The sequence below is a fragment of the Prochlorococcus sp. MIT 1223 genome (genome assembly GCF_034092465.1).
Taxonomy (GTDB): domain Bacteria; phylum Cyanobacteriota; class Cyanobacteriia; order PCC-6307; family Cyanobiaceae; genus AG-402-N21.
Genome location: NZ_CP139303.1, coordinates 334,896 through 360,012, shown reverse-complemented (window position 1 = coordinate 360,012; position 25,117 = coordinate 334,896). Strand labels below are relative to the sequence as shown.

Genomic DNA, 25,117 nt, shown 5'->3' with positions numbered 1-25,117 from the left:
TTTGCTGCAGGAGGATGAATAGGCCCTCATTGTTATAGCTTGGCTTAATAAAGCATTTTTACTTTCTACTTTTTTCTGTGGCAGGGACACTTTTATTTAATGCTCTTCGAGAAGCTATCGATGAAGAGATGGCAAGAGATCCTCTTGTATGCGTTATGGGAGAGGATGTAGGACAATATGGCGGATCCTACAAAGTTACAAAGGATCTTTATGAAAAATATGGAGCTCTTAGAGTTTTAGATACTCCAATAGCAGAAAATAGTTTTACTGGAATGGCAGTAGGCGCAGCAATGACAGGCCTACGGCCAATTGTAGAAGGAATGAATATGGGGTTTCTTTTACTTGCATTCAATCAAATATCAAACAACATGGGAATGTTGAGATATACCAGTGGAGGAAATTACACTATTCCAACAGTTGTCAGAGGACCTGGAGGAGTTGGACGTCAATTGGGTGCAGAGCATAGTCAAAGGTTAGAGGCATATTTTCATGCAGTACCAGGAATAAAAATTGTTGCATGTAGTACCCCTACAAATGCAAAAGGTTTGATGAAAGCAGCTATAAGAGATAACAATCCAGTTCTATTCTTTGAACATGTTCTTCTTTATAATTTAAGAGAGGAAATACCAAAAGGGGATTATACTTGTGCTTTGGACCAGGCAGATTTAGTTAAAGAAGGTAGTGATTTGACTATAATTACTTACTCAAGGATGAGGCATCATTGCCTTAAAGCTGTAGAAATCTTAGAAAAAGAAAGCATAGATGTTGAGTTAATTGACTTGATAAGTCTTAAGCCTTTCGATATGGATACAATTGCAAATTCGATTAAGAAAACTCATAGAGTAATTATAGTTGAGGAGTGTATGAAGACAGGGGGTATTGCTGCTGAATTGCTTTCATTAATAACTGAGCATTGTTTTGATGAGTTGGACTCTCGTCCAGTGAGGCTTTCTAGTCAAGACATTCCAACTCCATATAACGGCAATCTTGAGAACTTAACAATAATTCAACCTCATCAAATTGTAGATGCAGCTAAAAGTATGCTTAATAAGGAAATTTGATTTATGGCAAGACAGCAAGGATGGTTTGCTTTAGTAATAGCGTTAGCAATTGCTGGATGGTCAGTTTGTATTAGCTTTCCATTTCAATTAGGTCTTGATTTGAAAGGTGGAAGTCAATTAACGTTGGAAATACAACCGACAGAAGAAATAAGTAAAATAACACCAGAGTTAGTGGAGGCTGTAAAAGTTGTATTAGATAGAAGAGTAAACGGACTGGGAGTTGCAGAATCTTCTATTCAGACAATTGGTTCAGATCAATTGATTCTTGAATTACCTGGGGAGCAAGATCCTTCAACTGCCGCCCGAATTCTTGGTAAGACAGCTTTACTTGAATTTCGAGCCCAAAAAATTGGGACTAATGAACCTTTGAGAAGGTTAATTGATTTAAGAAGAGAATTTAATTCCAATTTTAGTATTTCTAGCAATATTGATATAAAAGATGTTAATTATGACAGTACATATACTGAAAAGATTAATGAATTCCAGAATGAATTAGGTATTTCTTCAACTACAACAGATAGATTTGAAGAAGTAGTTAATATAAAAAAGGTATTAAATGAAAAAATAACTAACTTATTTGAACCTACAAATCTTACTGGTAAAGATCTAATTACAGCAGGTAGAAGACAGGAACAAAATTTATCTAGCTGGGAAGTAACACTAGGATTTAATAAGGAGGGTGGAGAGAAGTTTGCAGAGTTAACCAAATCAATAGCAGGATCTAATAGGCTTCTTGGGATTATTCTTGATGGAGAATCTATAAGTGAAGCTTCAGTTGGGTCTCAATTTAAGACGGCTGGAATATCTGGTGGATCAGCAACTATAACCGGTAGCTTTACAGCTGAAGAAGCAAGAGAGTTGGAAGTTCAATTGAGGGGGGGGTCCCTGCCTTTACCAGTAAGAATTCTACAAGTACGAACAATAGGACCAACACTAGGAACTGAGAATATCAAAAGAAGTTTATTCTCTTCACTTTTAGGACTATTTCTAGTTGCATTAATTATGTTATCTATTTATAGATTGCCAGGCTTTGTAGCTATTATAGCTTTATTATTATATTCGTTATTTAATATTTCTTTTTATGCATTGATACCAGTAACTTTAACATTACCAGGTATTGCAGGTTTCATCCTAAGTATAGGAATGGCTGTAGATGCAAATATATTGATATTTGAAAGGATTAAAGATGAATTAAGAAGAGGAAATACTTTAATTAGATCAATAGAAGCAGGATTCTCACAAGCCTTTTCATCTATTCTTGATAGTCACATAACAACACTAATTAGCTGTATAGCACTTTTTAACTTTGGTACGGGTTTTGTTAAGGGATTTGCAGCTACTTTAGGTATAGGGGTAACACTAAGTCTATTTACTGCCTTAACTTGTACCAGGGTTCTATTAAAATTTTTAATGAGTTATCAGAAACTTCGAAATAAAACATATTTTCTAAAAGCAAATCAATTACCATTAGCAAATAACTAGATAAATTTTTATGAATTCTAATCTCCCAAAAATTAACTATAAAATAAAACTTTGTAGTAGTAGAAGTAAAGTGTTTACTATATCTGTTATTGCAATATTTATAAGCTTTATAGGTTTTTTTCTCTCTACTATAAATCCGTCTATAAATGCTCCACTTAAACCAGGCTTAGACTTTACTGGAGGAACGCAGATTAAATTAGAACGTAAATGTGATGTACAGTCATGTTCAAAAATAAATCCTGATTCAATTAAATATAGTCTTAAATCATTAACTATTGATAGTATTAAAAATGGTTCTAAATTCAATCTATCTAATTCAAAAGTTCAATTATTAGATAATTCAAAGTCAATAATAGTTAGACTTCCTTTCCTTTCAGCTGATATAACACAATTAGTTATCAATAACCTAAGTGAAAGCATAGGTCCTATTGAAAAAGGTGGATTGTCTGTGGATGCCATTGGACCTAAGCTTGGAATCCAACTACTTAAAAGTAGTATCATTTCTCTAATAGTTGCTTTCGTTGGAATCGTTATTTACATCAGTTTTAGATTTGATAGAAAATATGCAATTTTAGCAATGTTAGCTTTGATTCATGATGTAATAATAGTATGCGGTATTTTTTCTTGGTTAGGAATACTCTTAAATATAGAAATTAATAGTTTATTTGCTGTTGCGTTGTTAACTATTGCTGGATACTCTGTTAATGATACAGTTGTTATATTCGATAGAATAAGGGAATTAAATAAATTAGAGAATTATTCACCTATGGAAAAAATAGATTATGCTGTTTCAGCTTCTCTTACTAGAACACTTTATACAAGTGGTAGTACTTTATTACCTTTATTGGCATTGGTGTTTCTAGGAGGACCTACCTTGAAGTTATTTGCGATAGCGTTGTCATTAGGAGTAGTCATAGGAAGTTGGTCAAGTATTGCATTGGCCCCTAGTCTATTAAGCTTATTTATTAAATCATCACTAGCTGAATCAGCCTTGCCCTCCAATAGTTAATAACATCTATAATGTATAAAAACTTCTCAAGGTATATTCCTTCTATATTAATAATTTTTGCTTTATTAGATATTAGAACAGAGATTAGACTTCTACTAGATCATTTTACTATTACTTCTTTATTATTTGCTTTTAAATCTCATATGTTATCATTTTTTGTCCTATTAATTTCTCCTTCTTTAATTCGAAAATACTCCAGATGATTTTTAATTTTATTTATTATGAATAATCATGCTATAGAGCCAGAAATAATACCGACTAATAGTAATGATGGATATAAAGCTCTTAGTCTAAAAAATAATTGGATAATATATATCTTGTTAGTATCATTTATAATAATATTTATTTTACTTGTAAGATTATTAATTGAATCATTCTTAATAAGTTTAGGTCTTATGTTTATATGGCAACAAGCTACTAAGTAGAGTCTCAAATATACTATCTAACTATTTTTATTAAAGTTATATATAATCATCACGGCAGTAGAAAATTTTGTCTAGAATAGGTTTAATTGCTATATTAGAATGATTTCAGGAGAATTTGTTCATAGTGTGAATATTATGATATCCATCCTTTTAGGTGCTGTTTGCTATTATATTTACTATATATTTCAAATGGATAAATCTTCTTAGTATTTAAATAATATATTTAATAATTCTTTTTTTATCTGTGCTTGCCTCTTGCTTATACCTATCTTCTGCAGATCTTTTGATAATTCATCTATAGCCTTGTTTAATTTCTTGTTTAGTATCTTTTTATCCATTTAGAATGTAAACATTATTATTTTGCTTTAGGCTTTCGCGTAGTTTTTGATTCTACTACTGCTAACAATTCTTCCATTTTAGTCATCAATTGTTTTACTTCAACTGGATCTGGTAATGTAAGCTCTTCAGTTACTCCTAAATGCATTTTTCTAAGTTCTCGCCTTAGCATCTTCAGTGACACCTTAACTTCTTCTTTTTTTTCTTTAGCTGTTGCCATTTAATCTAGTTTCTTTAATATCACTTATAATATCATTTTACATAATTTTCTACAAGTCATAGATAAATAGGATTTTATATACAATATTATATTTTTAAGCATGATATAAAATTAATTTAATTTATTTGCTATAATTTAAAAAATTAAAATTTATGATTAATTTTCTCAAATCAAGTTATAGAAAAATATGGGTGCCATTTTTTGGAAGACTACTAGCACTTTTTATACCTGTAATTGAAGGTAAACCACCAAAAAATAATCCAACCTATAAACTAAGAGATCAATAAATTTTAATCAAGTCTAAGTTAATAACTCTGAATATTAGAATTACATTTTCTTACTGCGATGGCTTGCATTTCCTTTTTGCTAATATTGTAATCTTTGGCTTCGTTTGTTGATTTAGATAATTCAAACTCAATGCAGTTATTCTGATAATAGAAATACTTTGTATATTGGTTTAGGTAAATAAAGGTGGACAAGAATAAAAATGTATAAAGAATACGCTTCTTATTTTCATTTATGGTTTTCTGTGCTTTATTTTTCCTTTTTAGGATTTTGGGCAACCATTTGTCAGGAAGGCCAATTTGTACAAAAAGAAGCTCTACCCACCAAGGTAGATGAGGCCCTTTTTTAATTTTGTCATCTGACTTGAGATTTGAGCTAGTTGTTGGCATTCAACTCTTCCATCTAGCAGAGGTCTATGTATCCTTATAATAAAATATAACTTAATTTATAACTTGTCAAAGTTTTAGATATTATTTCGATTTTATTTCATTGCTATTTTTCTGTGTTTAAAAAATGTTGTGAATATCAGATACTATCTTGATATGTTTTATATTAAAAAAAACTTCTTTATCGATGCCTAAGAAACGAAGAAAACTGAACAAGGAAATGGAGCAACAGATTTCCTCGGCTAGAAAGAAGGTCGAATTAATTACAGCCAAAATTAATGATATAGATGAGGAAGAGATACAGGTTGAATACCGACAGGCATTTCAAAAGATTGTACTTGAAGTTAGTGCTGTCGATGAATATTACAAGACCTCTGGATTTTCTGATGAATCAGAAAAGATGATATCTAATTATTTAACTTATCTAGATAAGTTCTTGCAAGAATATGAATTATAGCTTTTATAAATCATCTTGATTTCTTATATGGAATTACTTCTATTTCTATTGGGCCACTGGAAATAATTCGAGTAGATCGACTATTTAAATCAGTTTTTTGTTTTACTGTTGAAATGCATTTGTTGTAATCATTTGAATTCAGGCATCGTTTTCTGAGTTCGTATGTAGTTTCTCCTCTAATGGAAGGGGACAACATCAATGTACTCAGTAGCAATATTAGTGAAAATGGATATTTAATCATAAATTTATTATATTCTACTAGATCAATTCATTTTAGCTAGGATTCTAAATTAATATTTTCTACATATTTTCCGTGTTGATCTGATGCTAATTCAGTCTAGGATTGTAAAAAAACAATTATGACTCTAAGGATTACCGAAGTAGATAAGGCTATGAATAATATAAAGGATGAATTAATTGAAGACTTATATAATAGTATTAAGAGTAAGAACTTAGATAAATTACTAGATAATTCACTCGATGATAAGTCTGTTTAAGACTTTATTATTTTTTTTAAATCGTCTTCAGACAAACTTGTTACTATGTATATTTCTTGGTACATGCTACCTTTTCTCGCAACTAGTTTATAGCCGCCTAAAGTCTTCCTTGTGATTCGTATATCTAAATTTTCAGATAAGCCCTTTGTCTTACCTATTACTCCAGGTGTAAGAGTTTTAATAGATTTGTTTTTAGCTACTCTTTTTCCCCATTTTATCAGTCCATCTATGTATGTACTATGCGTAAGGACTAGCCTTCCCATTTGCAAATTAGTTCTGCTGCAGTCATCAAATAATATTAATGTAAACACTTCCCGCTAAGTTCTATGTCTTGTCTGTACTAACCTTAATGTTATATAATTCTAAAAAAAATGATCTTCACTTTCGCTTGGGCAGCCTTAGCTGCAATATTTACATTCTCAATAGCAATGGTTGTTTGGGGCAGGAATGGAGATGGTTCAATTGATATTTAGATATATTCTTAGTTTAGAAACGATATCTTTATATTCTGTTTTATCTATATTTACTCTGTCTTTACTTATACTTATAACGTCAGGTGTTATTTACATATCATATATTAATTTTAAAGATAATAGAAGATTAAAATTAACTAAAAATAGTAAGAAAGTTAAATAGATTATTTATTTATCTGATTTGCTCTTTTGATTTATAAGTTTGATTAGTTCAAGCGATTGCTTAATTTTGTCAACACTTGATATGTATACAGATAGATCCTTTTCAACTCTATCTTCTTGAAAGCCAAGTAACTTTGCTAAAGTAATAGTAATTGTATCGTTACTATCTACTTCTTTACTTGGGTCTTCTTGTTCTATTTTGCATACAACATTATATAGGCCTATTAAAGATATTCTACTATATATAATTCCTGTTTCGTTTAGTAAGTCAATATTCAGTTCGCTTATGCTCTTGATATTCTTTATCTCTTCAAGTTTAATTCCCTTTAATTGTTCTAATCCTTTTTTGGAATAACTTTGTATTTTTGTTGGATCAACTCCATTGCAGTTACATATTGCATTGAACAGAATCTCCAAATGTTCTCTTGGCTTATAACCATTGGTTAGATCATCGAAGGCCTTGATCAGGCCAATTGAGAATAGATGGTCAGGTTTGAATTCCTTCTTATGATTGAGAAGGTGAAGTTCTACAAGCATTTCATCAACAACTTTTCTAAATATATCTGGAATCACAAAAGGGAATTCCTGATAAAATGCCTGTTTGCTGTCTGAGACGGTATTTAGTGCCAAGAAATGCTTTTCAACTTAATTCTGTAGAAACCTTAGCTTAGCCAATCTCTCACCGTTAGGATTGAGTGACTATTAAAATTAATTATGATTCCAATAGTTATAGAAGAGTCAGGCCGAGGAGAAAAGGCATTTGATATTTACTCTCGACTTCTCAGGGAAAGGATTATATTTTTAGGTGAGCCTGTTACCAATGATTCAGCGAATAGAATTGTTGCGCAAATGCTTTTTCTTGAGGCTGAAGATCCAGACAAGGACATATATCTCTACATCAATTCTCCAGGAGGATCGGTTTATGACGGTTTAGGAATATTTGATACCATGCAGCACGTTAAACCAGATATACAGACTGTATGCGTAGGTCTAGCGGCAAGTATGGGAGCTTTTCTTCTTTGTGCTGGAACTAAAGGAAAAAGAAGTAGCTTAGTTCATTCAAGAATAATGATTCATCAACCTCTTGGTGGAGCAAGGGGGCAAGCTAGTGATATCAGAATTCAAGCTGATGAAATTCTTTATTTAAAAGACAGATTAAATTCAGAATTGTCAGAACGGACAGGACAACCCATAGAAAGGATAAAGGAAGATACTGATAGAGATTTTTATATGTCTCCTTACGAAGCGATTGAATATGGTTTAATTGATACCGTTTTCAACAAGAAGCCTGTTAAATCTATTTAGTTAACTTGTTGCCTGGTTTAATACAGGTGTAAATCTGTCTTTTTCTGGTACTTCAGTAAAAGTTGATAAGATATTCCTAAAATCATCTCCTTCTATAGTTTCTTTTTCAATAATTATTTCAACTAATTTGTCCATAGCCTCTCTATTATTTCTTACTATTTCTAATGTCTCCTCATAGCATTGTTTAACTATTTTTCTAACTTGTTCATCAATTTGTTGATTTATTGCATCTGATACATCGTTTCTTGTCATTAAGTCTCTTCCAATAAATACCTCTTGACTATCACTTTCAAGAGAAACAGGTCCGAGATTACTCATTCCAAACCTAGTTACCATTTGTCTTGCCATAGAGGCTACTTGCTGTATATCTCCTCCTGCACCTGTTGTTACTTCTGCCCTTCCAAACACGATGTCCTCAGCAGCTCTTCCCCCTAACGCTCCCATTATCCTTGCTTTTAATTGAGAGCGACTAACTAACATTTGATCATCATCTGGAGAAAACCAAGTAAGTCCTTTTGCTTGTCCTCGAGGAATAACAGTAACCTTTTGAACTGGATCATGAGCTTTTACCAGTGATCCAATTAAAGCGTGGCCAATTTCGTGATAAGCAATGAGCCTTTTACTGCGTCCGTCTACAAGCGTTTGTCCTTCCATTCCAGCAATAATCCTATCTACGGCATCATCTATTTCATTAATACCTATCGAACTCTTTCTCCTTCTGGCAGTTAGTATGGCTGCTTCATTTAACAGATTTGCTAAGTCTGCTCCTGTAAATCCAGGAGTTCTTTTGGCAATACTTTCTAAAGTTAGTTTATCTTCAAGCTTTTTATTTCTAGAATGAACTTTCAATATTGAAAGTCTTCCGTTTATATCTGGGGCATCAACTGATACTTGTCTATCGAATCTTCCTGGTCTCATTAATGCTGAGTCTAAAACGTCAGGTCTATTAGTTGCAGCAATTATTATAATTCCGTTGTTAGTTTCAAACCCATCCATTTCTGTTAATAATTGATTAAGTGTTTGTTCTCTTTCATCATTTCCACCTCCAATTCCCGCTCCTCGTTGTCTTCCAACAGCGTCTATTTCATCAATAAATATTAAACAAGGACTATTCTCTTTGGCTCTTTTAAATAAGTCTCTGACCCTACTTGCTCCAACTCCAACAAACATCTCTACAAACTCAGATCCAGAAAGAGAAAAGAAGGGTACACCAGCTTCTCCTGCAATTGCTTTAGCAAGAAGAGTTTTTCCTGTTCCAGGAGGACCAACTAGTAAGACTCCTCTTGGGATTTGAGCACCTACAGATGTAAACTTTTCTGGTTGTTTTAGAAAAGTAACTACTTCTTCTAAGTCTTCTTTTGCTTCATTTACACCAGCAACATCATCAAATTTGACCCCTGTTTCAGCCTCCATCGCAAAACGAGCTTTAGTTTTCCCAAATTGCATTGCTTGGCCTGGTCCACCTGGCATTGAATTTGATCTTCTAGCAAGAAATATTAGACCTCCTATTAAAAGAAATGGAAAGAGCAAGTTGCCAAATATTCCGAGTGCAGGAGGAGCTGTTCTTGCTGGATGAATATCAAAACTTATTCCTTCATCTTTTAATTTATTAATTAATTCTGGTGTTATGCCTGGAAGATCAACTTTAAGTCTTTGTATTCTATTATCAAAATCAGGATCAATCGCTTCTACTACTGCATTTCTGCCTCCTTCATAAATATCAAGAGAAGTTACTCTTCCTGAATTTATATAATCTAAAAACCTTCCATAACTAATTCTAGAAACAGGCGGGTTCCTAGATGCTATTGAAGTTCTAGTCTGATCCAAATTATTTTTACTGGTGTTACCAAATATCTGCCAAGAGAGAAGCAAAACTATTGCTATAGGGAGTAACCACAAAGTTATTCCGCGCAATTTAGGATTCATGAACAGTTTTTCTTTTATTCTAAACGAATTGGACCTCTTTTCGTTGGTTTATATTTATACTGCTCCGTTAGAATGGGAACAAATATCTATTTTCTAATAGGTCAATATTTATCCTGATTAATTTAGAAACTGATTATTTAGGAATTAAAGACTCCTTAAAGCAACAATTGGATCTAATTTAGCTGCTCTTCTTGCTGGTAAAACTCCAAATGTCAATCCAATAGAACCTGAAATCATAACAGTTAAAAGTATTATGTCTCTGCCTATTGTTGCGGGTAATGGAGTTGCAAGAGATATTATTTTAACTGTAGTTAAGCCTGTGCAGGTTCCAACTATTCCTCCTAGAACTGCTAAAATCAGTGATTCTATTAGAAATTGATTAAGAATATCTATTTGTTTTGCTCCAAGTGCTTTCCTTAAACCTATTTCTTGAGTCCTTTCGTTAACCGATACGAGCATAATGTTCATTATTCCTATTCCTCCAACTATTAATGAAACACCACCAATAGCGGCAAGCATAAGAGTCAATCCACCTGTAATTGTAGAAACTATAGTTAGAGCATCTTTCTGCGATCTGACTGCGAAGTCATCATCTCTAATTATGTTATGTCTTTGTCTTAATAAGTTGGTTATTTGAAACTTTGCTGCTCTTGTAGATTTTTCATTTATTGCTTCAATACTTATAAAACTCAAGCTTATTCCGTAGGTAGGATCTTTTCCTGTAATACGACTTACCATTGTAGTTAATGGTATATAAGCATTCTCATCTTGATTGTTCCCAAACACAGCTCCTTTCGCTGCCATTATTCCAATTACTTCGAAATATTGATCTCTTATTCTGACTGTTTCGCCTATAGCTTTACTTTGCTTGAATAACTTATCTTTTAAGTCTGGGCCAATTACTACAACACTCCTAGCGCTTTTGAGATCTTGCATATTTACAAAACGTCCTTTAGCTATTTCAAAACTTCTAACTGGAAGGAATTCTGGAGTAATACCTGAGATAGAAACACTACTAGAACTTGATGCATATTGAATAACTTCAGTTGTACTTATCTGAGGGGCGACTCTTTTTACAGTTGGAACTTGCTGCTTTATCGCATCGGAATCTCTTAGGACGAGATTCTTGGGAAAGGCAACTCCTCTTCTTCTAGTGTCATTATTACCAGGTACTACAAAAAGAACATTTGCACCTAGGTTGCTTAATTGATTTTCAGCAAGTCTTTGTGCCCCTCTTCCTACACCTACAAGAGTTATTACAGATGCATTCCCTATTACTATGCCGAGCATAGTCAATAAACTTCTTAATTTATTGGACCTAAGAGTTTTTAGCGCCATATAAAATATTTCTTTAGCTGCTAAATTCCTAGACATTTCTATTAAATAATATGCTCTTTATCTTTATTTTCTATTACATTTTCTCCTATTATTCCAACTTTGATTAAATCTGTAGAGCCACTTACTCCATTAAGTGTTCCCGCAGTTTCGACAACGATATCACCGGCATTTAATAATTTCATTTCTTCTGCTATTTTCATTGCAAGATTAAAAGTTTTAGTTGTACTTACTTGCTCTGGAATAAGTAACGGAATAACTCCCCAAACCAATTGTAATCTTCTTGCTACTTCAACTTCACTTGTGATTGCCAGGATAGGCGTAGCAGGCCTGAATTTACTAACATTATGTGCTGTGGCGCCACTTTTTGTTAAAGGTAATATTGCAGCAGCATTAAGTTGTCTTGCAATACTGCTAACAGCAGCACTAATTGCATTTGGGATAGTGCTTGGTAAATGAGATTCCAGAGCTCTTTGTGGATAATCTCTCTCTATTCTTTTGGCTATTGTTGCCATTGTCGAAACAGCTTCTATTGGATAATCTCCAACTGCAGTCTCGTTAGAAAGCATTACTGCATCAGTACCGTCGAGAATAGCGTTAGCAACATCACTAACTTCAGCTCTAGTTGGCCTTGGGCTGGAAGCCATAGAGTCCAGCATTTGTGTTGCCGTAATAATCGGTATGCCCAAACTATTTGCTTTTTTTATTAGAGATTTTTGTAGCAGTGGTACTTCTTCTGCTGGCATCTCTACTCCCAAGTCACCCCTTGCGACCATAACGCCATCACATAAGGGCAAAATTGAATCTATTTGATCTATAGCTTCGAACTTTTCAATTTTAGCGACAATCGGTATGTCCTGATTATGTGCTTTTATAAGTTCTTTTATTTCAATAATGTCAGAAGGGTTTCTTACGAAACTGAGAGCAATCCAGTCAACTCCTTGTTCAACCCCAAAAGCTAAATCTTCTTTATCTTTTTCTGTTAGTGCCCTTATAGATAACTGAACATCTGGAAAGTTAACCCCTTTATTATTAGATAAGACTCCACCAACAGTTACTAAACAATCGATTATTTCGTTATTAGTATCTACTTTTTCTACTCTCATTTCCACTCTTCCATCGTCTAAAAGTATTCGATTACCAGGACTAACCTCTTTAGATAATTTATCGTAAGTAACACTTGCTATTTGGCTGTCGCAATTGATGGATTTAGATGTCAAACGATAAGTACTACCGTTTGATACCTTTATTGGACCATCATTAAATCTTCCAAGTCTAATTTTTGGACCTTGAAGGTCTTGAAGAATCCCAATATGAACTCCTAGGTCTTTAGATACTTTTCGTATTGTTGAAATGCGATTAGCGTGCTCTATGTGATCGCCATGAGAAAAATTCAACCTGAAGGTTGTCGCCCCAGCTTTTATAAGCTCAGAAATACTTTGAGCGCTTTCTGTAGCAGGACCAATTGTCGCAACAATCTTGGTCCTTCTTTTTAGATCAATCTGGGTCATTAAAGGGACCTGATATCATCCAAAAAATACCATCTAGCTGTCATGGGGAAAATCTTTTTCAAAATCCAATTACTTTAATCATGAACCTAAATCATTATCAACACAATTCTCGAAGAACAGCTCTTTATCCAGATTTAGGAAATAATCCAATTTATCCAACACTTGGACTGGCTGGAGAAGCAGGAGAAGTTGCTGACAAAGTAAAGAAAATTCTTAGAGACAATAATGGCATTTTTGATCCTGATGCCAAAGAAGCCATCAAATTAGAATTGGGAGATGTCCTTTGGTATGTAGCCCAACTCTCTTCTGAATTAGGTTTTGAGCTAAATGATGTTGCTCAAGCAAATCTTGATAAACTTGCAAGCAGGGCCAAACGAGGACAAATATCAGGGGATGGAGATGACAGATAAATTTTTACTTTATTTTTATCTATCCGTAAAACTGTATTGAATTGTTTAGAGATGCATATCTAATAATATTAACAAAACTTTGTGCAAAGTTAAGTAAAAGGAAGGCAAGGATTGGTGAAATATCTATCCCTGCTATTGGAGGTATTATTCCTCTGAAAAGATTTAAATATGGGTCAGTTATTGCTGATAGATTACTTAAGATGGGGTTAGACCAGTCAAGGTTTGGGAACCATGTCAGCAATACCCTAATAATTAGAAGATAGGAATAGATAACTAAGGTTTGGCTAATAACACCAAAAATATTAGAAATGATTTCTGATCCCATGGAATTGTGTTGGTTGTAAACACTTTATGCAGCTTTTGTATTTTCTGGTGTGTTTATATCAGGGAGTATAGAAAAAGTCTGATGAAATTTCTCAGAGAGAGTTATCCAATATGATCGCCCATCTCTTTGTCGTTTCCTTTCTATAAATTTTTGAGATATTAGTTCTTTAATATGGTCGTATGCACCAGAACCCCTTATATCAACTAAGTCTGATTGGAGTATTCTCTTTTTTAAAGCAATAGTTGCAAGTGTTCTTAAGGTGGCTATGGATATATCTACAGGCAAGAGATTCTGAACCAATTCGCCCAAACCTGTTCTTAATTGGAGACTATATAATCCATTGCTTTCGCTAATTTCTAAAGCAGTGTCTCTTTGAGCATATGAAGCTGTTAGAGCGAATAAGGCTTGCTCAACAAGATCTTTTTCTTCATTTACTATTTCGAGTATTTCCTGCAATCTCATTGGCCTTCCTTTTAAATAAAGGATTGCTTCCAGTCTTGCTGGTAGTGAGATTTGAAGGGCTTCCTTAATGGAATCAGTTTTACCAGAGTTAGTAATTTGTAGGAAATATAATTGTTATCCAAAAATAACTTGATTATTAGGTTTGTGCACCTAGGAATAATTTGTAAGCAGGATTTTTAGTTTCATCAAAGCTCTTATAACCAATTTGATTTACGAATGTTTTCCAAGCTTCAAGTTCAGAATCTTTTACTAGTACTCCAATAACAATTCTTCCTATGTCAGCCCCATGATTTCTGTAATGGAAAATACTGATACTCCAATCTGGTTTCATGCAAGTAAGAAAATTCATCAGAGCACCAGGCCTTTCGGGAAATTCAAACCTGTATAAAAGTTCTTTGAAACAGTCACCGTGGTTTTGTTTCTTTGTTTTTGGAAGCCTTCCTCCAACCATATGTCGGAGGTGTAATTTTGATAATTCGTCTTTTGTAAGATCTAAGCAATTGAATCCGGCTGATTGAAATTTATTTATCAGCTCTTCTATTTCTTTTGGTTCTTTAATCTCTACTCCAAGGAAAATGAATGCGTTATTAGAACCGGACATTCTATAGCTGAATTCCGTAAGGTTTTTCCGTCCTAAAAGCTTACATATTTCTCTTAAACTTCCTGCCTTTTCTGGTATCTCTATAGCTAACATTGATTCTTTTTGTTCACCAAGTTCAGCACGCTCTGCTACAAAACGAAGCCTTTCAAAGTTCATATTTGCTCCGCAAGCAATAGCTATTAGATCTTTATCCTTTAAGTTTCTTTTCGTGATATCAGCTTTCATCCCTGCTATTGCTAATGCTCCAGCTGGTTCTAAAATAGACCTTGTATCTTCAAAGACATCCTTGATGGCAGCGCAAATTTCATCTGTGCTGACAGTTATCATTGAATCTACATACTTTTGAGCTAAAGCAAATGTATTTATTCCTACTTTTCTAACTGCAACTCCATCAGCAAAAAGTCCAATTTCATCAAGTTCAATAATCTTTCCGGCTTTTAATGATGTTGTCATTGCGCAAGAATCTTTTGGCTCTACTCCAATTATTTCTACTTGTGGCCAAAGGCTTTTTACATAAGCTGCGATTCCACTTATTAAACCACCTCCGCCAACTGCAACGTAAATTGCGGATGGAGGCCTTTCACATTGTCTTATTATCTCCATCCCTATTGTTCCTTGACCTGCAATAACCTCTGGATCGTCAAATGGATGAATAAAAGTTAGGCCTTGATTTAATGAGATTTTTAAAGCTTCTGTGCATGCATCGTCATAAGTATCTCCATAAAGAATAACTTCAGCTTTTAGAGCTTTTACAGCCATTACCTTTACAAGTGGAGTAGTTAAAGGCATTACAATCACAGCCCTACATTTCAATTGAGTAGCACTTAGTGCAACCCCCTGTGCATGATTGCCAGCACTAGAAGCAACAACACCTTTAATGAGTTCTTTTTTAGTTAATTGATTCATACGGTTATATGCTCCGCGAATTTTGAATGAAAAGACTTCTTGTAGGTCTTCTCTTTTAAAGAAAATATTATTCTGGAATTTATTACTAAGATTTCTTGCCTTTTCTAAAGGGGTTTCAAGAGCAACGTCATAAACTCGAGCTCTAAGAATTTTTTGAAGATAGTCGTCCATTAGTTCATTCTGGCAATTTTATTAGACCTTTGATTTCAACATTGCATTTTTATTTTTCATTAATTCACGAAAAGTGCATTGGAACCCGTAGATTAAGAACATTGAAAAGTGGCAAAATGCGTCTAAGCGAATTAAGCCATCCAAATCAGCTCCACGGCTTGTCGGTAGCAGAGCTTGAAGATATTGCTTGTCAAATTCGGGAGAGGCATCTTCAGGTTGTATCTACTAGTGGAGGTCATTTAGGTCCTGGATTGGGAGTAGTAGAACTTACTCTTGCTCTTTATCAAACCCTTGATTTAGATATTGACAAGGTTGTTTGGGATGTAGGCCATCAAGCTTATCCTCATAAATTACTTACTGGTAGATTTAATCAATTTGATACTCTTCGCCAAGAGAAGGGAGTTGCAGGATACTTAAAGAGATCTGAAAGTAAGTTTGATCATTTTGGAGCAGGGCATGCAAGTACATCTATATCAGCTGCTTTGGGAATGGCCCTTGGTAGGGATCAAAAAGGCGAGTCGTTTAAATGTGTTGCTGTAATTGGCGATGGAGCCTTAACAGGAGGCATGGCCTTAGAAGCTATTAATCATGCAGGACATTTACCTAAAACTCCTCTATTAGTTGTTCTGAATGATAACGACATGTCTATATCTCCTCCTGTTGGGGCTTTATCCACTTATTTGAATAGAATGAGGCTAAGTCCACCAGTAAAGTTTGTCTCTGACAGTGTCCAAGAAAGTGTGAAGAACCTTCCTTTTATGGGGGACGAAATATCTGAAGAACTGAAATCTATTACTGGTAGCGTTAGACGTTTGGCTGTACCAAAAGTAGGCGCAGTATTTGAAGAATTAGGCTTTACATACATAGGACCAATAGATGGACATAATATTTCACAGATGATTCGTACTTTTGAGACTGCACATGATATCGGAGGGCCTGTATTAGTTCATGTTTTAACAACGAAAGGAAAGGGCTATCCATTTGCCGAAGAAGATCAAGTTGGATATCATGCGCAATCTTCTTTTGATCTTACAACTGGAAAATCACTACCTTCTAGTAAGCCTAAGCCTCCTAGCTATAGCAAGGTTTTTGGACAAACGTTAGTAAAACTTTGTGAGCAAAATAGTAGGGTTGTTGGTATTACAGCAGCTATGGCGGAAGGTACCGCACTAAATCTTCTTCAGAAGTCTATACCTGATCAATATATTGATGTAGGTATAGCAGAACAACATGCCGTAACTCTCGCTGCTGGAATGGCTTGCGAGGGAATGAAGCCTGTTGTTGCTATTTATAGTACTTTTTTACAACGTGCTTATGATCAGCTCATTCATGATGTTGGGATACAAAACCTTCCAGTAACTTTTGTTTTAGACCGTGCTGGAATAGTGGGTGCAGATGGTCCCACTCACCAAGGTCAATATGACATTAGTTATTTAAGGTCTGTTCCTAATTTTACTGTGATGGCGCCAAAAGATGAAGGAGAATTGCAAAGAATGTTAGTTACTTGTTTAAACCACAATGGACCTACAGCTTTAAGAATTCCAAGAGGTCCAGGAGAGGGTGTGATTTTGATGGAGGAAGGTTGGGAGCTAATAAAAGTTGGTAATGGTGAAATACTTTTAGAAGGAGACGATCTATTGATTGTGGCTTATGGAGCAATGGTTTCTCAAGCTGTTATCACAGCTGAGCTGTTAAGAGAATCAGGAATAATTTCAACAGTTATAAATGCAAGATTTTTGAGACCTTTAGATGAAGAGCTTATACATCCTCTTGCGCTCAGAATTGGAAAAGTCGTCACGATGGAAGAAGGAACACTACTTGGTGGATTTGGCTCTGCAGTAGTTGAATCTTTATCTGACAGTGATATTCAAGCGTCGACTTTGAGAATTGGTATACCAGACAGACTTGTTGATCATGCCAGCCCTCAACAAAGTAAAGAAACCTTGTCCTTAACTCCTGTTCAGATGTCTAAAAGAATTAAACAAAAGTTTGGATGGACCAAGGATGAAGCAGTAATTATAAATAATAAAAACAGTAAAATATAGTAGGCAATAAGAAGCTTTTCTTCTCTTTTACCTACTATTTATATCTTCAATTTTTAATTTGTTTATAATTTAAAGGACTCCCCTTGCTGCTAGCCCCAGAATTGAACCTATACCTAAAACATGACCTAGGCAGTTAGCTGCTACAAAGGAGCCATGACTTAGTCCTCCATAATATTGTGGGTTTGGCATTGGAAATCCTTCATTAGGCTTCTCGATATTTGCTCTGGCAATCGCATAAGCGAGCAGATTGCATATGATCATTACTACTGCGCACTTTGGAGACCATTGAAAAGTGACAGGATCTGCAACAGCAAAGATAGTCGTAAGCATTAATGAGTCCTAATTAAGCTATTTGTATTCTCTAATAAAATTACCCCTTTTTTTATCTATTTGATTCTTGCTTAAGAGTTTTTTACTTCTTCTGGTTTCAGCATCTGTATGAAACCCCATGCAATAAAGGCATCACTAAGAGTTAAGAATGCTTCTGCCGCTCCATGGAGAGGGTCAATATTCGTTAGTTCATCGCCAAAGTAAATAAGTGAAATTATTGCAAAGATAATTGTCATTAGTACAAAAAGGAGAGTTAATCTAAACCCTATTAGAGAAGTCCTAGGAATTGATAAACATTTTTGTGCCCAATACAAAAAAATGATATAGGGAAATAATGATAAGATAAAGAAAGCTGAGGGGTCTGTTGAATTTAAAAGTAAAAGTATTTTCGAAAGCATAGTATTCATAAGCTAATAGTTTCTTTTTTGTATAAATTATATGCGGCCAACGCCATAGCAGAATTTCCAATAACAGTTAGTGCTGCTTGAATTACAACAAGCCCTTTCAATTCTATAGTATTATCAAATATATGCCAAGTAACAGCTGCCATAGCACTTGCCAGATTAGGTAGCATAGATAATGCAAGCCAATTTAATGGCCTATTCTTATTAATAAACGATATTATTGAGATTAAAATTATTGCTAAAGTCCATTCAAGCACTGTTGCTATATGAATAAACCATGTTGGAAGAGATAGAGAATGCATGATTATGTTGTTAATGATATTAACGTATTCAAAACTTCCTCAGCATGATGAATAGGGCTGACTGATATCCATTTAGATTCAATATAGCCGCTTGGGTTGATGAGGAATGTATTCCTGGAAGAATTACTGCCTGACCAAGAATGATATTGCTTGCTTATTGTTCCTTGAGGATCACTTAAGAGTGGAAATGTAAGTTGATTTTTGCCACAAAAATTAGAATGCTTATCTATATTATCTGAGCTAATACCTAAGATATTTGCATTTTTATTAGAGAATTCGTTTTTTAATTTACTGAAACCATTAGCCTCAATAGTGCAACCTTCAGTAAAATCTTCTGGGTAGAAGTATATTACGAGCCAACTATTTCTAAATTCTTCATAGGAATATTGTTTTATTTTATTTGACTTATAATCAAAACCATATAAATTAAAAGCAGGAGCCTTGATTTTACTAGAAATTATACTCTCGTTTCCTGCAGAGGACTTAATAGGAGATATTAGACAAGTTACAAAAATAGTGAATATATGAATGAAAGTTCTTCTATTCATTAATGTCCCTTTAATTTTACTCAGATTAAATACTTTTTAAATCTATACCAAGAGATTTGGCATAATTTCCTAAACCTTTTTTTTGTATTGTTTTCAGTGCTCTAGTCGTAATTCTTAAATTTACCCATTTATTTCCTTCTGCCCACCATAGTCTTCTCTTTTGTAAATTTGCTTGTTGTAATTTCTTCGTACGAATATGCGAATGACTCACTGACATTCCATTATTAGCTTTTGTACCTGTGAGTTGGCAAACTCTAGACATAACCTCTTCTTTTTAAGTAGTGTTTTTATTTTACCAAAAGCTAGGGGTTTAGGGTTAGGAATAACTTGAAACTAATTTTCCCATTAAATCAGCGTTCCGAGAATAAAAGCCTGCCAATTCATTTGGCTCAAGTCCTCCTACTGAAAGTTTGGCCATGTCGTATAAGTGATTGGCCAATTCTAGACTGAGCTTTCTCGACGGGGATTCGTCATTTGAGTCTAAAACTATAGCTGCAGAGTCTAATTTTAGTAGACCTTGAACCAATGAATGTTTCTGATTAATTAGGAGAATATGGTGGTCTGGTAATCCAGGCAACCTTTGCTCCATTAGAGCTCCAATATCATTTATTCTGCGCATTTGTTCGGGTAAAAGTATCATCGAAGCTGGTGCACTCTCTCCTTTTAAAGCTTTTACTTGAATGGTTACATTCTCCTTTTTAATTGCAGACTTCACAAGTAATTGAATTTTGTCAGAGTCATTCTCGCCATCCTTATCTACCAACTCTGGAAGGTCTTCTTGCAAATTGTTATCCAGTTCAGAGTCTACTCTTTGAAACTTTATTTCATTATTTCTGTTTTCTAGCCAAGGAATAAATTGAGAATCGATAACAGAGTCTGTTTTTAGTACTTCAACTCCTTGAGCAACCCATAGGTTAAGTGCATTTTGTTGAGACAAATCATCAGTTGAATATATTACTCTTTTCTCAGAACCTTCTTCTAATCTGTCAATATAATTCTTAATTGTTGTATAACACTTATCTTTTACAGAAATTATTTCTTTCTTCTTTTCTGATGTATCTTCATCAATTGTTAATGTAGTGGTATAAAGCATAATATTTTCAATTAAGTCCGCAAACTTTTCATCTTCCATTGCTCCTATCTTCAGGAATGGAGATATTGAATCCCATATCTCAGCATACTTTTCATTGTTTTCCTTATATAAAGCTTTTAATCTATCTGCAACTTTTTTTGCAACAAAATTTCCTATTGATTTGACTCTTCTATCTGATTGAAGAGCACTTCTGCTTACATTAAGTGGTATATCAGCCGAATCTAAAACCCCTCTTAAAGGTAGAAGATACTTAGGTACGACTTCCTTAATAGAATCACTAACAAATACTTGATTACAGTAAAGTTTAATCTCTCCATTTTCCCAATCGGCTCTACCTGTTATTTTTGGGAAAAATAGTATACCTTGTAAATTGTAAGGGTAATCTGTATTTAAATGAACCCAGAGAAGAGGTTCTCCTTGAAATGGATAAAGGTATTTATACAGTTCTATATAGTCTTTATCCTCCAATTCTTTTTGATTCTTCCTCCATGCTGGATTCATTTTATTGATAACTTCTCCTTCTAAAGCAACTTCTATAGGCATGAAGTCGCAATACTTGGTAATTAATGTTTTAATTCTTGTAGGTTCTATATATTCAAGTTCTTCGTCCATTAAGTGTAGGATGATATCTGTTCCTATTTCTTGTCTATTCCCTTCTTCTAATGTGAAATTAGGTGAGCCATCGCACGACCATTTAATTGAGTTATTTTCCTCTATAGCAGATTTACTTATTATCTCCACATTTTTTGCAACCATAAATGATGAGTAAAATCCCAATCCAAAGTGACCAATAAAAGTATCCTGATCATTTTTATACTTTTCAAGAAATTCTTCTGCACTTGAAAATGCAACTTGGTTTATATATTTTTTAATTTCGTCTGCAGACATACCTATTCCATTATCGCTAAATGTAAGTGTTTTATTTTCCCGGTCTATACGTATATTTATTTTGCCAATATCTCCTTCTATACAATCTCCAGCCATAGAAACCATTCTTCTTTTGTTAATTGCATCAACACCGTTGCTAACAAGTTCCCTTAGAAAAATTTCGTGATCTGAGTAAACGGCTTTCTTAATTATTGGGAATATATTCTCAGTATGTATTTGAATCTGACCTTCTTCTAAAACCGTCATGATCTATTAAAAAAATTTTTTCTATATTAACAGCTTATATTTTTTTTGAATTTTTCATTGTTGTGTTGTCCGCACTATTGTTTTCTTATAGTGATATTATATCTAAGCTTTCGATCATTCTATCCAGTTAAGTTCAGAGCAATCTCTCTTTTGTAGTAGTTCTATTGCTGCTTGTTTATTTGAACATTCTGCAAATTCTATTATTGCTATTTTCCCTTTGTTATGAAGTGATTTTTGAACATTGAGCGCTTTTTCAATTCTATTAGTTGAATCGTAGGCTATAAGAATCTTTTCCTTTATTTGGTTTTTAATATCTCTCTCATTAAGTAGTTCTCTTATTTTATCTATAGAAATACTGAAGCCAACACCAGCTGCTTGATCGCTATTGTCAGAAAAACGTTTTACAATTTTGTCATACCTACCACCCCTAGCAATTACAACTTGATTGGTTATACTTTTGCATACAAGATTAAACATGAAGCCATTATAAAGTTCAAAGTGTGGGTGAAAGGTTGGGTCAAATTGTATTTTTACATTATAGTTCTTTGATATTGGCTCAATAATTGAAAAAAGACTATTGAATTTCTTAATTATTGGAACGTTCCCATATGTTTTTTTAATTATATTTAATACGTAGGATGGATTACCTCTACATTTAAGAATTTCCATCAGCTTTATTCTTTGTTTCTCTGATATTTTCAGTTTCTGAATTGATACTATATCAATATTTATTAAAAGACTTTTTATATATTCTCTTAGGTCATCTTCGAAATCATCAAGAATTAGTTCCATTAAATCTGTATGACCAATTAATAAAGTCGGTTGAAACTTATTTTTAAGATCAAGTGTTTTTAATGACTCTAGTAATAGAGAGAGTAACTCTATCTCTGCATTTATTGACTTAAGTCCAAATAACTCTACTCCTGCTTGCTGCTCCTCCTCTATTTGGACTCCTCCTTCTTTAAGGTCCTTGGTTTTATAAACATTACCTTTTGCCCATAGTCTTAATGGTCTACTTCTATTTATAAATCTAGTAGAAGCTACTCTTGATATTGATGCAGTCATTTCAGGAATTAATCCTAATTGTTCATCTGCTACAAGTTTGATTATGTCTTTACTTTGAATTGCATCTCCCGCTTTTAATGTTTCCAATCTTTCAATAATTGGTGGTGAGACTTCTTCATAACCCCATAATTTAAAGACATTAGACAACTTACTTGTTAGTAAATGGCTTATTTCCACTTCTTGAGGGTTTAAATCTCTAGTTCCTTTAGCTGGTTGCAATCTTGTAGACATTTTTATTTTATTTTAAATTGTTATTGCTTGCTAAAGCAGTAAGTGTCTCTGGATTAATTCTTTTGACATTTTTAAGTTCTTTTTTAAGTTCTTTTTCTAGAGACGTATTACAAGCCAGTATCCTTCCAGAATTTAAATCGAAGTTTCCATCTGGATAATTACAAACGACTCCGCCTGCTAATTCTACTAAAGGTACTCCAGCTGCCAAATCCCATTTTGCAAGTCCTCTTTCCCAGTAGCCGTCTAGTCTTCCTGAAGCAATAAAAGCTAGGTCAACAGCTGCAGCACCTCCTCTTCTCACCCCTCTTGTGTTGTGGGTTAACCAACAAAATTCAGCATAATTATTTTCATCTACAGTGTGTCTATCATAGGCAAACCCAGTTACTAATAAGCTATCTATAAGTTTCTTGGTTTTTGATACTTGAATTTGTTCGCTATTGCAAAATGATCCAACCCCAGGTGCGGCAAAGTATGTTTCTTTTAGAAAAGGAATAGTTATTGCTCCTAATAATGGTCTGTTATTCCAACATAATCCAACGGATGTAGCGAAGAATGGATATCCGTGGGCATAGTTAGTGGTTCCATCAAGTGGATCAATAAACCACATTAAATTTGTTTCAGATCCTATGCTGCCACTTTCCTCAGCTAATATTGCTATGTCTGGTGTTTCACTCTTTAAATAATTAATTACAACCTTTTCTGCCTCTAAATCTGCTGATGTAACGAGATCGCCAACTCTTCCTTTGTTTTCTATTTTTGTTAGTTGTCCATAATTTTTATGAAGGATGTCACCCCCCTTTTTAGATGCTGATTTAGCAACTTCTAATAGATTAGAGATCTGAGATGTATTTAATCCGGAAGCTTTAAGAGCTGATTTGCAAATAGAGTCATTAACCATTAGAAGTCCTTTAAATGTCTTTTTATGTATTATTTTAATTTCTTACATTACTTCATATGGAGTTTAATTTCCTAAATTAGATTCTCAAATGTATATATATGTTGTTCGGTATTCATTAATATATAATTTCAGATTTGTCTAAGCTTTGCAAATTTACTGTTTGTGTTCTATTAAAGTTCCTCGTGAATGAATGTGTTTCTTCTAGGCATAAGAAATAGTGTTTAAATTAAATAAATTTCATTTTTGCGTTGGTTTCTATATTGACCTATGAATTTCTGCTTGGAATCATTAGGATTATCAAGTATTCCAAAATTTCTGATTAAGTCTCTAAGGAATTTGGAGAGGTGGCCGAGTGGTTGAAGGCGCAGCACTGGAAATGCTGTATAGGGGCAACCTTATCGAGGGTTCGAATCCCTCTCTCTCCGTTCACTATGGTTTAAAACTTTGATATCGACTTTAAGAGATAAGATTAATTATTTTAACCAAATTTGCCAGAGATATAGTCTTGAGTTGATTTTTCAGAGGGAGAACTAAAGATTTTATCTGTTTTATCAAATTCGACTAAATAACCTACTTTGCCTCCATCAGCACCAGCTTGAGCCTCGGCATTATAAAAAGCTGTCATGTCACTTAATCTCAGGGCTTGTTGCATATTATGAGTAACGATAATGATGGTGTAGCTCTTCTTAAGCTCGTGGATTGTTTCTTCTATTTTTAAGGTGGAGATTGGATCCAAAGCTGAACATGGCTCATCCATTAAAATTACTTCCGGTTCGATTGCAATTGTCCTAGCAATACAAAGTCTCTGTTGTTGTCCTCCAGATAATGAGCATCCGCTTTTGTTTAATTTGTCTTTACACTCATCCCAAACTGCTGCTTTTCGAAGCGATTTCTCTACAAGTTCATTCATGTCTCCTTTAAAACCGTTTATTCTTGCTCCAAAAGCGATGTTTTCATAAATGCTTTTTGGAAAAGGATTAGGTTGTTGGAAAACCATACCAATCCTTCTCCTAACTTCTACTGGGTCAATATTTTTACTATATAAATCAATACCTTCAAAAAGAACTCTGCCTTGAAGCTTGCAACCATCTATTAAATCGTTCATTCTATTTAGTGATCTTAGGACTGTTGATTTTCCACAGCCTGATGGTCCGATAAGAGCCGTAACTTTACCCTTGGGTATATCGCAATAGACATTCCTAACCGCATCAAAGCTTCCATAGCTTATTGTTACATTCTGAAGAGATATAGCAATTTCTTCAGTTTCATTATCGTTTATTTGTTCCAACCTTTTTAAAGCTATATATTCTATTATTCTAATA

The 25,117-nt window shown here is 33.9% G+C and carries 28 protein-coding genes, 1 tRNA gene and 1 pseudogene; 10 read left to right on the top strand and 20 right to left on the bottom strand.

The window, feature by feature from the left end; genetic code table 11:
- Positions 1-77 precede the first annotated feature (77 nt).
- Genes SOI85_RS01830 through secF form a run of 3 tightly spaced genes read left to right on the top strand, consistent with a single transcriptional unit; the run spans position 78 to position 3,552 of the window.
- A complete protein-coding gene (locus tag SOI85_RS01830; protein ID WP_320664528.1) occupies positions 78-1,061 on the top strand; it encodes a pyruvate dehydrogenase complex E1 component subunit beta in 984 nt (327 codons plus the stop codon).
- A gap of 3 nt (positions 1,062-1,064) precedes the next feature.
- The gene (gene secD / locus SOI85_RS01825) at positions 1,065-2,543 is read left to right on the top strand and encodes a protein translocase subunit SecD (RefSeq protein WP_320664527.1); all 1,479 of its coding nucleotides are present in this window, start codon (positions 1,065-1,067) and stop codon (positions 2,541-2,543) included.
- 10 nt (positions 2,544-2,553) lie between these two features.
- A complete protein-coding gene (gene secF, locus SOI85_RS01820) occupies positions 2,554-3,552 on the top strand; it encodes a protein translocase subunit SecF (RefSeq protein ID WP_320664526.1) in 999 nt (332 codons plus the stop codon).
- 780 nt (positions 3,553-4,332) lie between these two features.
- Here the strand turns inward: secF and SOI85_RS01815 are convergent.
- Entirely contained in the window at positions 4,333-4,533 is a 201-nt protein-coding gene (locus SOI85_RS01815; protein WP_320664525.1) for a hypothetical protein, read from the bottom strand.
- Between the two features lie 152 nt (positions 4,534-4,685).
- On the opposite strand from SOI85_RS01815, the gene SOI85_RS01810 reads away from it, so the two are divergent.
- Entirely contained in the window at positions 4,686-4,820 is a 135-nt protein-coding gene (locus SOI85_RS01810; protein WP_320664524.1) for a hypothetical protein, read from the top strand.
- An 18-nt stretch (positions 4,821-4,838) separates the two neighbouring features.
- Here the strand turns inward: SOI85_RS01810 and SOI85_RS01805 are convergent, their stop codons facing one another.
- Entirely contained in the window at positions 4,839-5,207 is a 369-nt protein-coding gene (locus SOI85_RS01805; RefSeq protein WP_320664523.1) for a hypothetical protein, read from the bottom strand.
- A 184-nt stretch (positions 5,208-5,391) separates the two neighbouring features.
- Here SOI85_RS01805 and SOI85_RS01800 point away from each other — a divergent pair, with 184 nt between their 5' ends.
- A complete protein-coding gene (locus SOI85_RS01800) occupies positions 5,392-5,661 on the top strand; it encodes a hypothetical protein (protein WP_320664522.1) in 270 nt (89 codons plus the stop codon).
- Positions 5,662-5,671: 10 nt separating this feature from the next.
- Here SOI85_RS01800 and SOI85_RS01795 read toward each other — a convergent pair whose 3' ends face one another.
- Both SOI85_RS01795 and SOI85_RS01790 read right to left on the bottom strand, forming a co-directional pair.
- On the bottom strand, positions 5,672-5,857 hold the full coding sequence (locus SOI85_RS01795; protein ID WP_320664521.1) for a hypothetical protein: 186 nt from the start codon (positions 5,855-5,857) through the stop codon (positions 5,672-5,674).
- Positions 5,858-6,154: 297 nt separating this feature from the next.
- On the bottom strand, positions 6,155-6,469 hold the full coding sequence (locus SOI85_RS01790; RefSeq protein WP_320664520.1) for a DUF2103 domain-containing protein: 315 nt from the start codon (positions 6,467-6,469) through the stop codon (positions 6,155-6,157).
- Between the two features lie 60 nt (positions 6,470-6,529).
- Here SOI85_RS01790 and petN point away from each other — a divergent pair, with 60 nt between their 5' ends.
- Positions 6,530-6,631, top strand: a complete 102-nt coding sequence (petN, locus tag SOI85_RS01785) for a cytochrome b6-f complex subunit PetN (protein ID WP_320664519.1) — start codon at positions 6,530-6,532, stop codon at positions 6,629-6,631.
- Positions 6,632-6,799: 168 nt separating this feature from the next.
- Here petN and psb29 read toward each other — a convergent pair whose 3' ends face one another.
- Complete coding sequence (gene psb29 / locus SOI85_RS01780) at positions 6,800-7,423, bottom strand: photosystem II biogenesis protein Psp29 (protein WP_320664518.1); 624 nt, start codon at positions 7,421-7,423, stop codon at positions 6,800-6,802.
- 84 nt (positions 7,424-7,507) lie between these two features.
- On the opposite strand from psb29, the gene clpP reads away from it, so the two are divergent.
- Positions 7,508-8,098 (top strand): ATP-dependent Clp endopeptidase proteolytic subunit ClpP, encoded by a 591-nt coding sequence (clpP, locus tag SOI85_RS01775; RefSeq protein ID WP_320664517.1) that lies wholly within the window; start codon positions 7,508-7,510, stop codon positions 8,096-8,098.
- Here the strand turns inward: clpP and ftsH are convergent, their stop codons facing one another.
- The 3 genes and pseudogenes from ftsH to pyk all read right to left on the bottom strand — a co-directional run.
- Positions 8,099-10,024: an ATP-dependent zinc metalloprotease FtsH gene (ftsH, locus tag SOI85_RS01770; RefSeq protein ID WP_320664516.1), complete on the bottom strand. Its 1,926-nt coding sequence runs from the start codon at positions 10,022-10,024 to the stop codon at positions 8,099-8,101.
- A gap of 144 nt (positions 10,025-10,168) precedes the next feature.
- Positions 10,169-11,398 (bottom strand): ABC transporter permease, encoded by a 1,230-nt coding sequence (locus SOI85_RS01765; protein WP_320664515.1) that lies wholly within the window; start codon positions 11,396-11,398, stop codon positions 10,169-10,171.
- A gap of 44 nt (positions 11,399-11,442) precedes the next feature.
- Positions 11,443-12,870 (bottom strand): annotated as a pseudogene (pyk, locus tag SOI85_RS01760) (pyruvate kinase); the annotation flags it as partial.
- An 80-nt stretch (positions 12,871-12,950) separates the two neighbouring features.
- On the opposite strand from pyk, the gene SOI85_RS01755 reads away from it, so the two are divergent.
- Positions 12,951-13,280, top strand: a complete 330-nt coding sequence (locus SOI85_RS01755) for a nucleoside triphosphate pyrophosphohydrolase family protein (protein ID WP_320664514.1) — start codon at positions 12,951-12,953, stop codon at positions 13,278-13,280.
- Positions 13,281-13,299: 19 nt separating this feature from the next.
- Here the strand turns inward: SOI85_RS01755 and SOI85_RS01750 are convergent, their stop codons facing one another.
- From SOI85_RS01750 to ilvA, 3 genes are all read right to left on the bottom strand, one after another.
- On the bottom strand, positions 13,300-13,605 hold the full coding sequence (locus tag SOI85_RS01750; RefSeq protein WP_320664513.1) for a YggT family protein: 306 nt from the start codon (positions 13,603-13,605) through the stop codon (positions 13,300-13,302).
- 24 nt (positions 13,606-13,629) lie between these two features.
- On the bottom strand, positions 13,630-14,136 hold the full coding sequence (gene scpB, locus SOI85_RS01745) for an SMC-Scp complex subunit ScpB (protein WP_320665096.1): 507 nt from the start codon (positions 14,134-14,136) through the stop codon (positions 13,630-13,632).
- Between the two features lie 67 nt (positions 14,137-14,203).
- Positions 14,204-15,745: a threonine ammonia-lyase, biosynthetic gene (gene ilvA / locus SOI85_RS01740; protein WP_320664512.1), complete on the bottom strand. Its 1,542-nt coding sequence runs from the start codon at positions 15,743-15,745 to the stop codon at positions 14,204-14,206.
- 116 nt (positions 15,746-15,861) lie between these two features.
- On the opposite strand from ilvA, the gene dxs reads away from it, so the two are divergent.
- Positions 15,862-17,790, top strand: a complete 1,929-nt coding sequence (gene dxs, locus SOI85_RS01735) for a 1-deoxy-D-xylulose-5-phosphate synthase (RefSeq protein WP_320664511.1) — start codon at positions 15,862-15,864, stop codon at positions 17,788-17,790.
- 69 nt (positions 17,791-17,859) lie between these two features.
- Here dxs and psaK read toward each other — a convergent pair whose 3' ends face one another.
- The 8 genes from psaK to SOI85_RS01695 all read right to left on the bottom strand — a co-directional run bounded on the left by psaK (position 17,860) and on the right by SOI85_RS01695 (position 23,795).
- Entirely contained in the window at positions 17,860-18,120 is a 261-nt protein-coding gene (psaK, locus tag SOI85_RS01730; RefSeq protein ID WP_320664510.1) for a photosystem I reaction center subunit PsaK, read from the bottom strand.
- 71 nt (positions 18,121-18,191) lie between these two features.
- Positions 18,192-18,518, bottom strand: coding sequence for a DUF3593 domain-containing protein (locus SOI85_RS01725; protein ID WP_320665095.1), 327 nt, complete (start codon positions 18,516-18,518; stop codon positions 18,192-18,194).
- Between the two features lie 5 nt (positions 18,519-18,523).
- Positions 18,524-18,826 (bottom strand): DUF2499 domain-containing protein, encoded by a 303-nt coding sequence (locus tag SOI85_RS01720; RefSeq protein WP_320664509.1) that lies wholly within the window; start codon positions 18,824-18,826, stop codon positions 18,524-18,526.
- A 2-nt stretch (positions 18,827-18,828) separates the two neighbouring features.
- Positions 18,829-19,374: a peroxiredoxin gene (locus tag SOI85_RS01715; RefSeq protein ID WP_320664508.1), complete on the bottom strand. Its 546-nt coding sequence runs from the start codon at positions 19,372-19,374 to the stop codon at positions 18,829-18,831.
- Between the two features lie 25 nt (positions 19,375-19,399).
- The gene (gene rpmB / locus SOI85_RS01710; protein WP_320664507.1) at positions 19,400-19,636 is read right to left on the bottom strand and encodes a 50S ribosomal protein L28; all 237 of its coding nucleotides are present in this window, start codon (positions 19,634-19,636) and stop codon (positions 19,400-19,402) included.
- 54 nt (positions 19,637-19,690) lie between these two features.
- A complete protein-coding gene (htpG, locus tag SOI85_RS01705; protein ID WP_320664506.1) occupies positions 19,691-21,601 on the bottom strand; it encodes a molecular chaperone HtpG in 1,911 nt (636 codons plus the stop codon).
- Between the two features lie 114 nt (positions 21,602-21,715).
- Positions 21,716-22,897, bottom strand: a complete 1,182-nt coding sequence (locus SOI85_RS01700; RefSeq protein ID WP_320664505.1) for an ATP phosphoribosyltransferase regulatory subunit — start codon at positions 22,895-22,897, stop codon at positions 21,716-21,718.
- Between the two features lie 7 nt (positions 22,898-22,904).
- A complete protein-coding gene (locus SOI85_RS01695; RefSeq protein ID WP_320664504.1) occupies positions 22,905-23,795 on the bottom strand; it encodes an inositol monophosphatase family protein in 891 nt (296 codons plus the stop codon).
- A gap of 338 nt (positions 23,796-24,133) precedes the next feature.
- Between SOI85_RS01695 and SOI85_RS01690 the strand changes: the two genes are divergently transcribed.
- Positions 24,134-24,220 (top strand) — tRNA-Ser (locus SOI85_RS01690).
- Between the two features lie 53 nt (positions 24,221-24,273).
- Here the strand turns inward: SOI85_RS01690 and pstB are convergent.
- On the bottom strand, positions 24,274-25,083 hold the full coding sequence (gene pstB, locus SOI85_RS01685) for a phosphate ABC transporter ATP-binding protein PstB (protein WP_320664503.1): 810 nt from the start codon (positions 25,081-25,083) through the stop codon (positions 24,274-24,276).
- Positions 25,084-25,117: the final 34 nt, after the last annotated feature.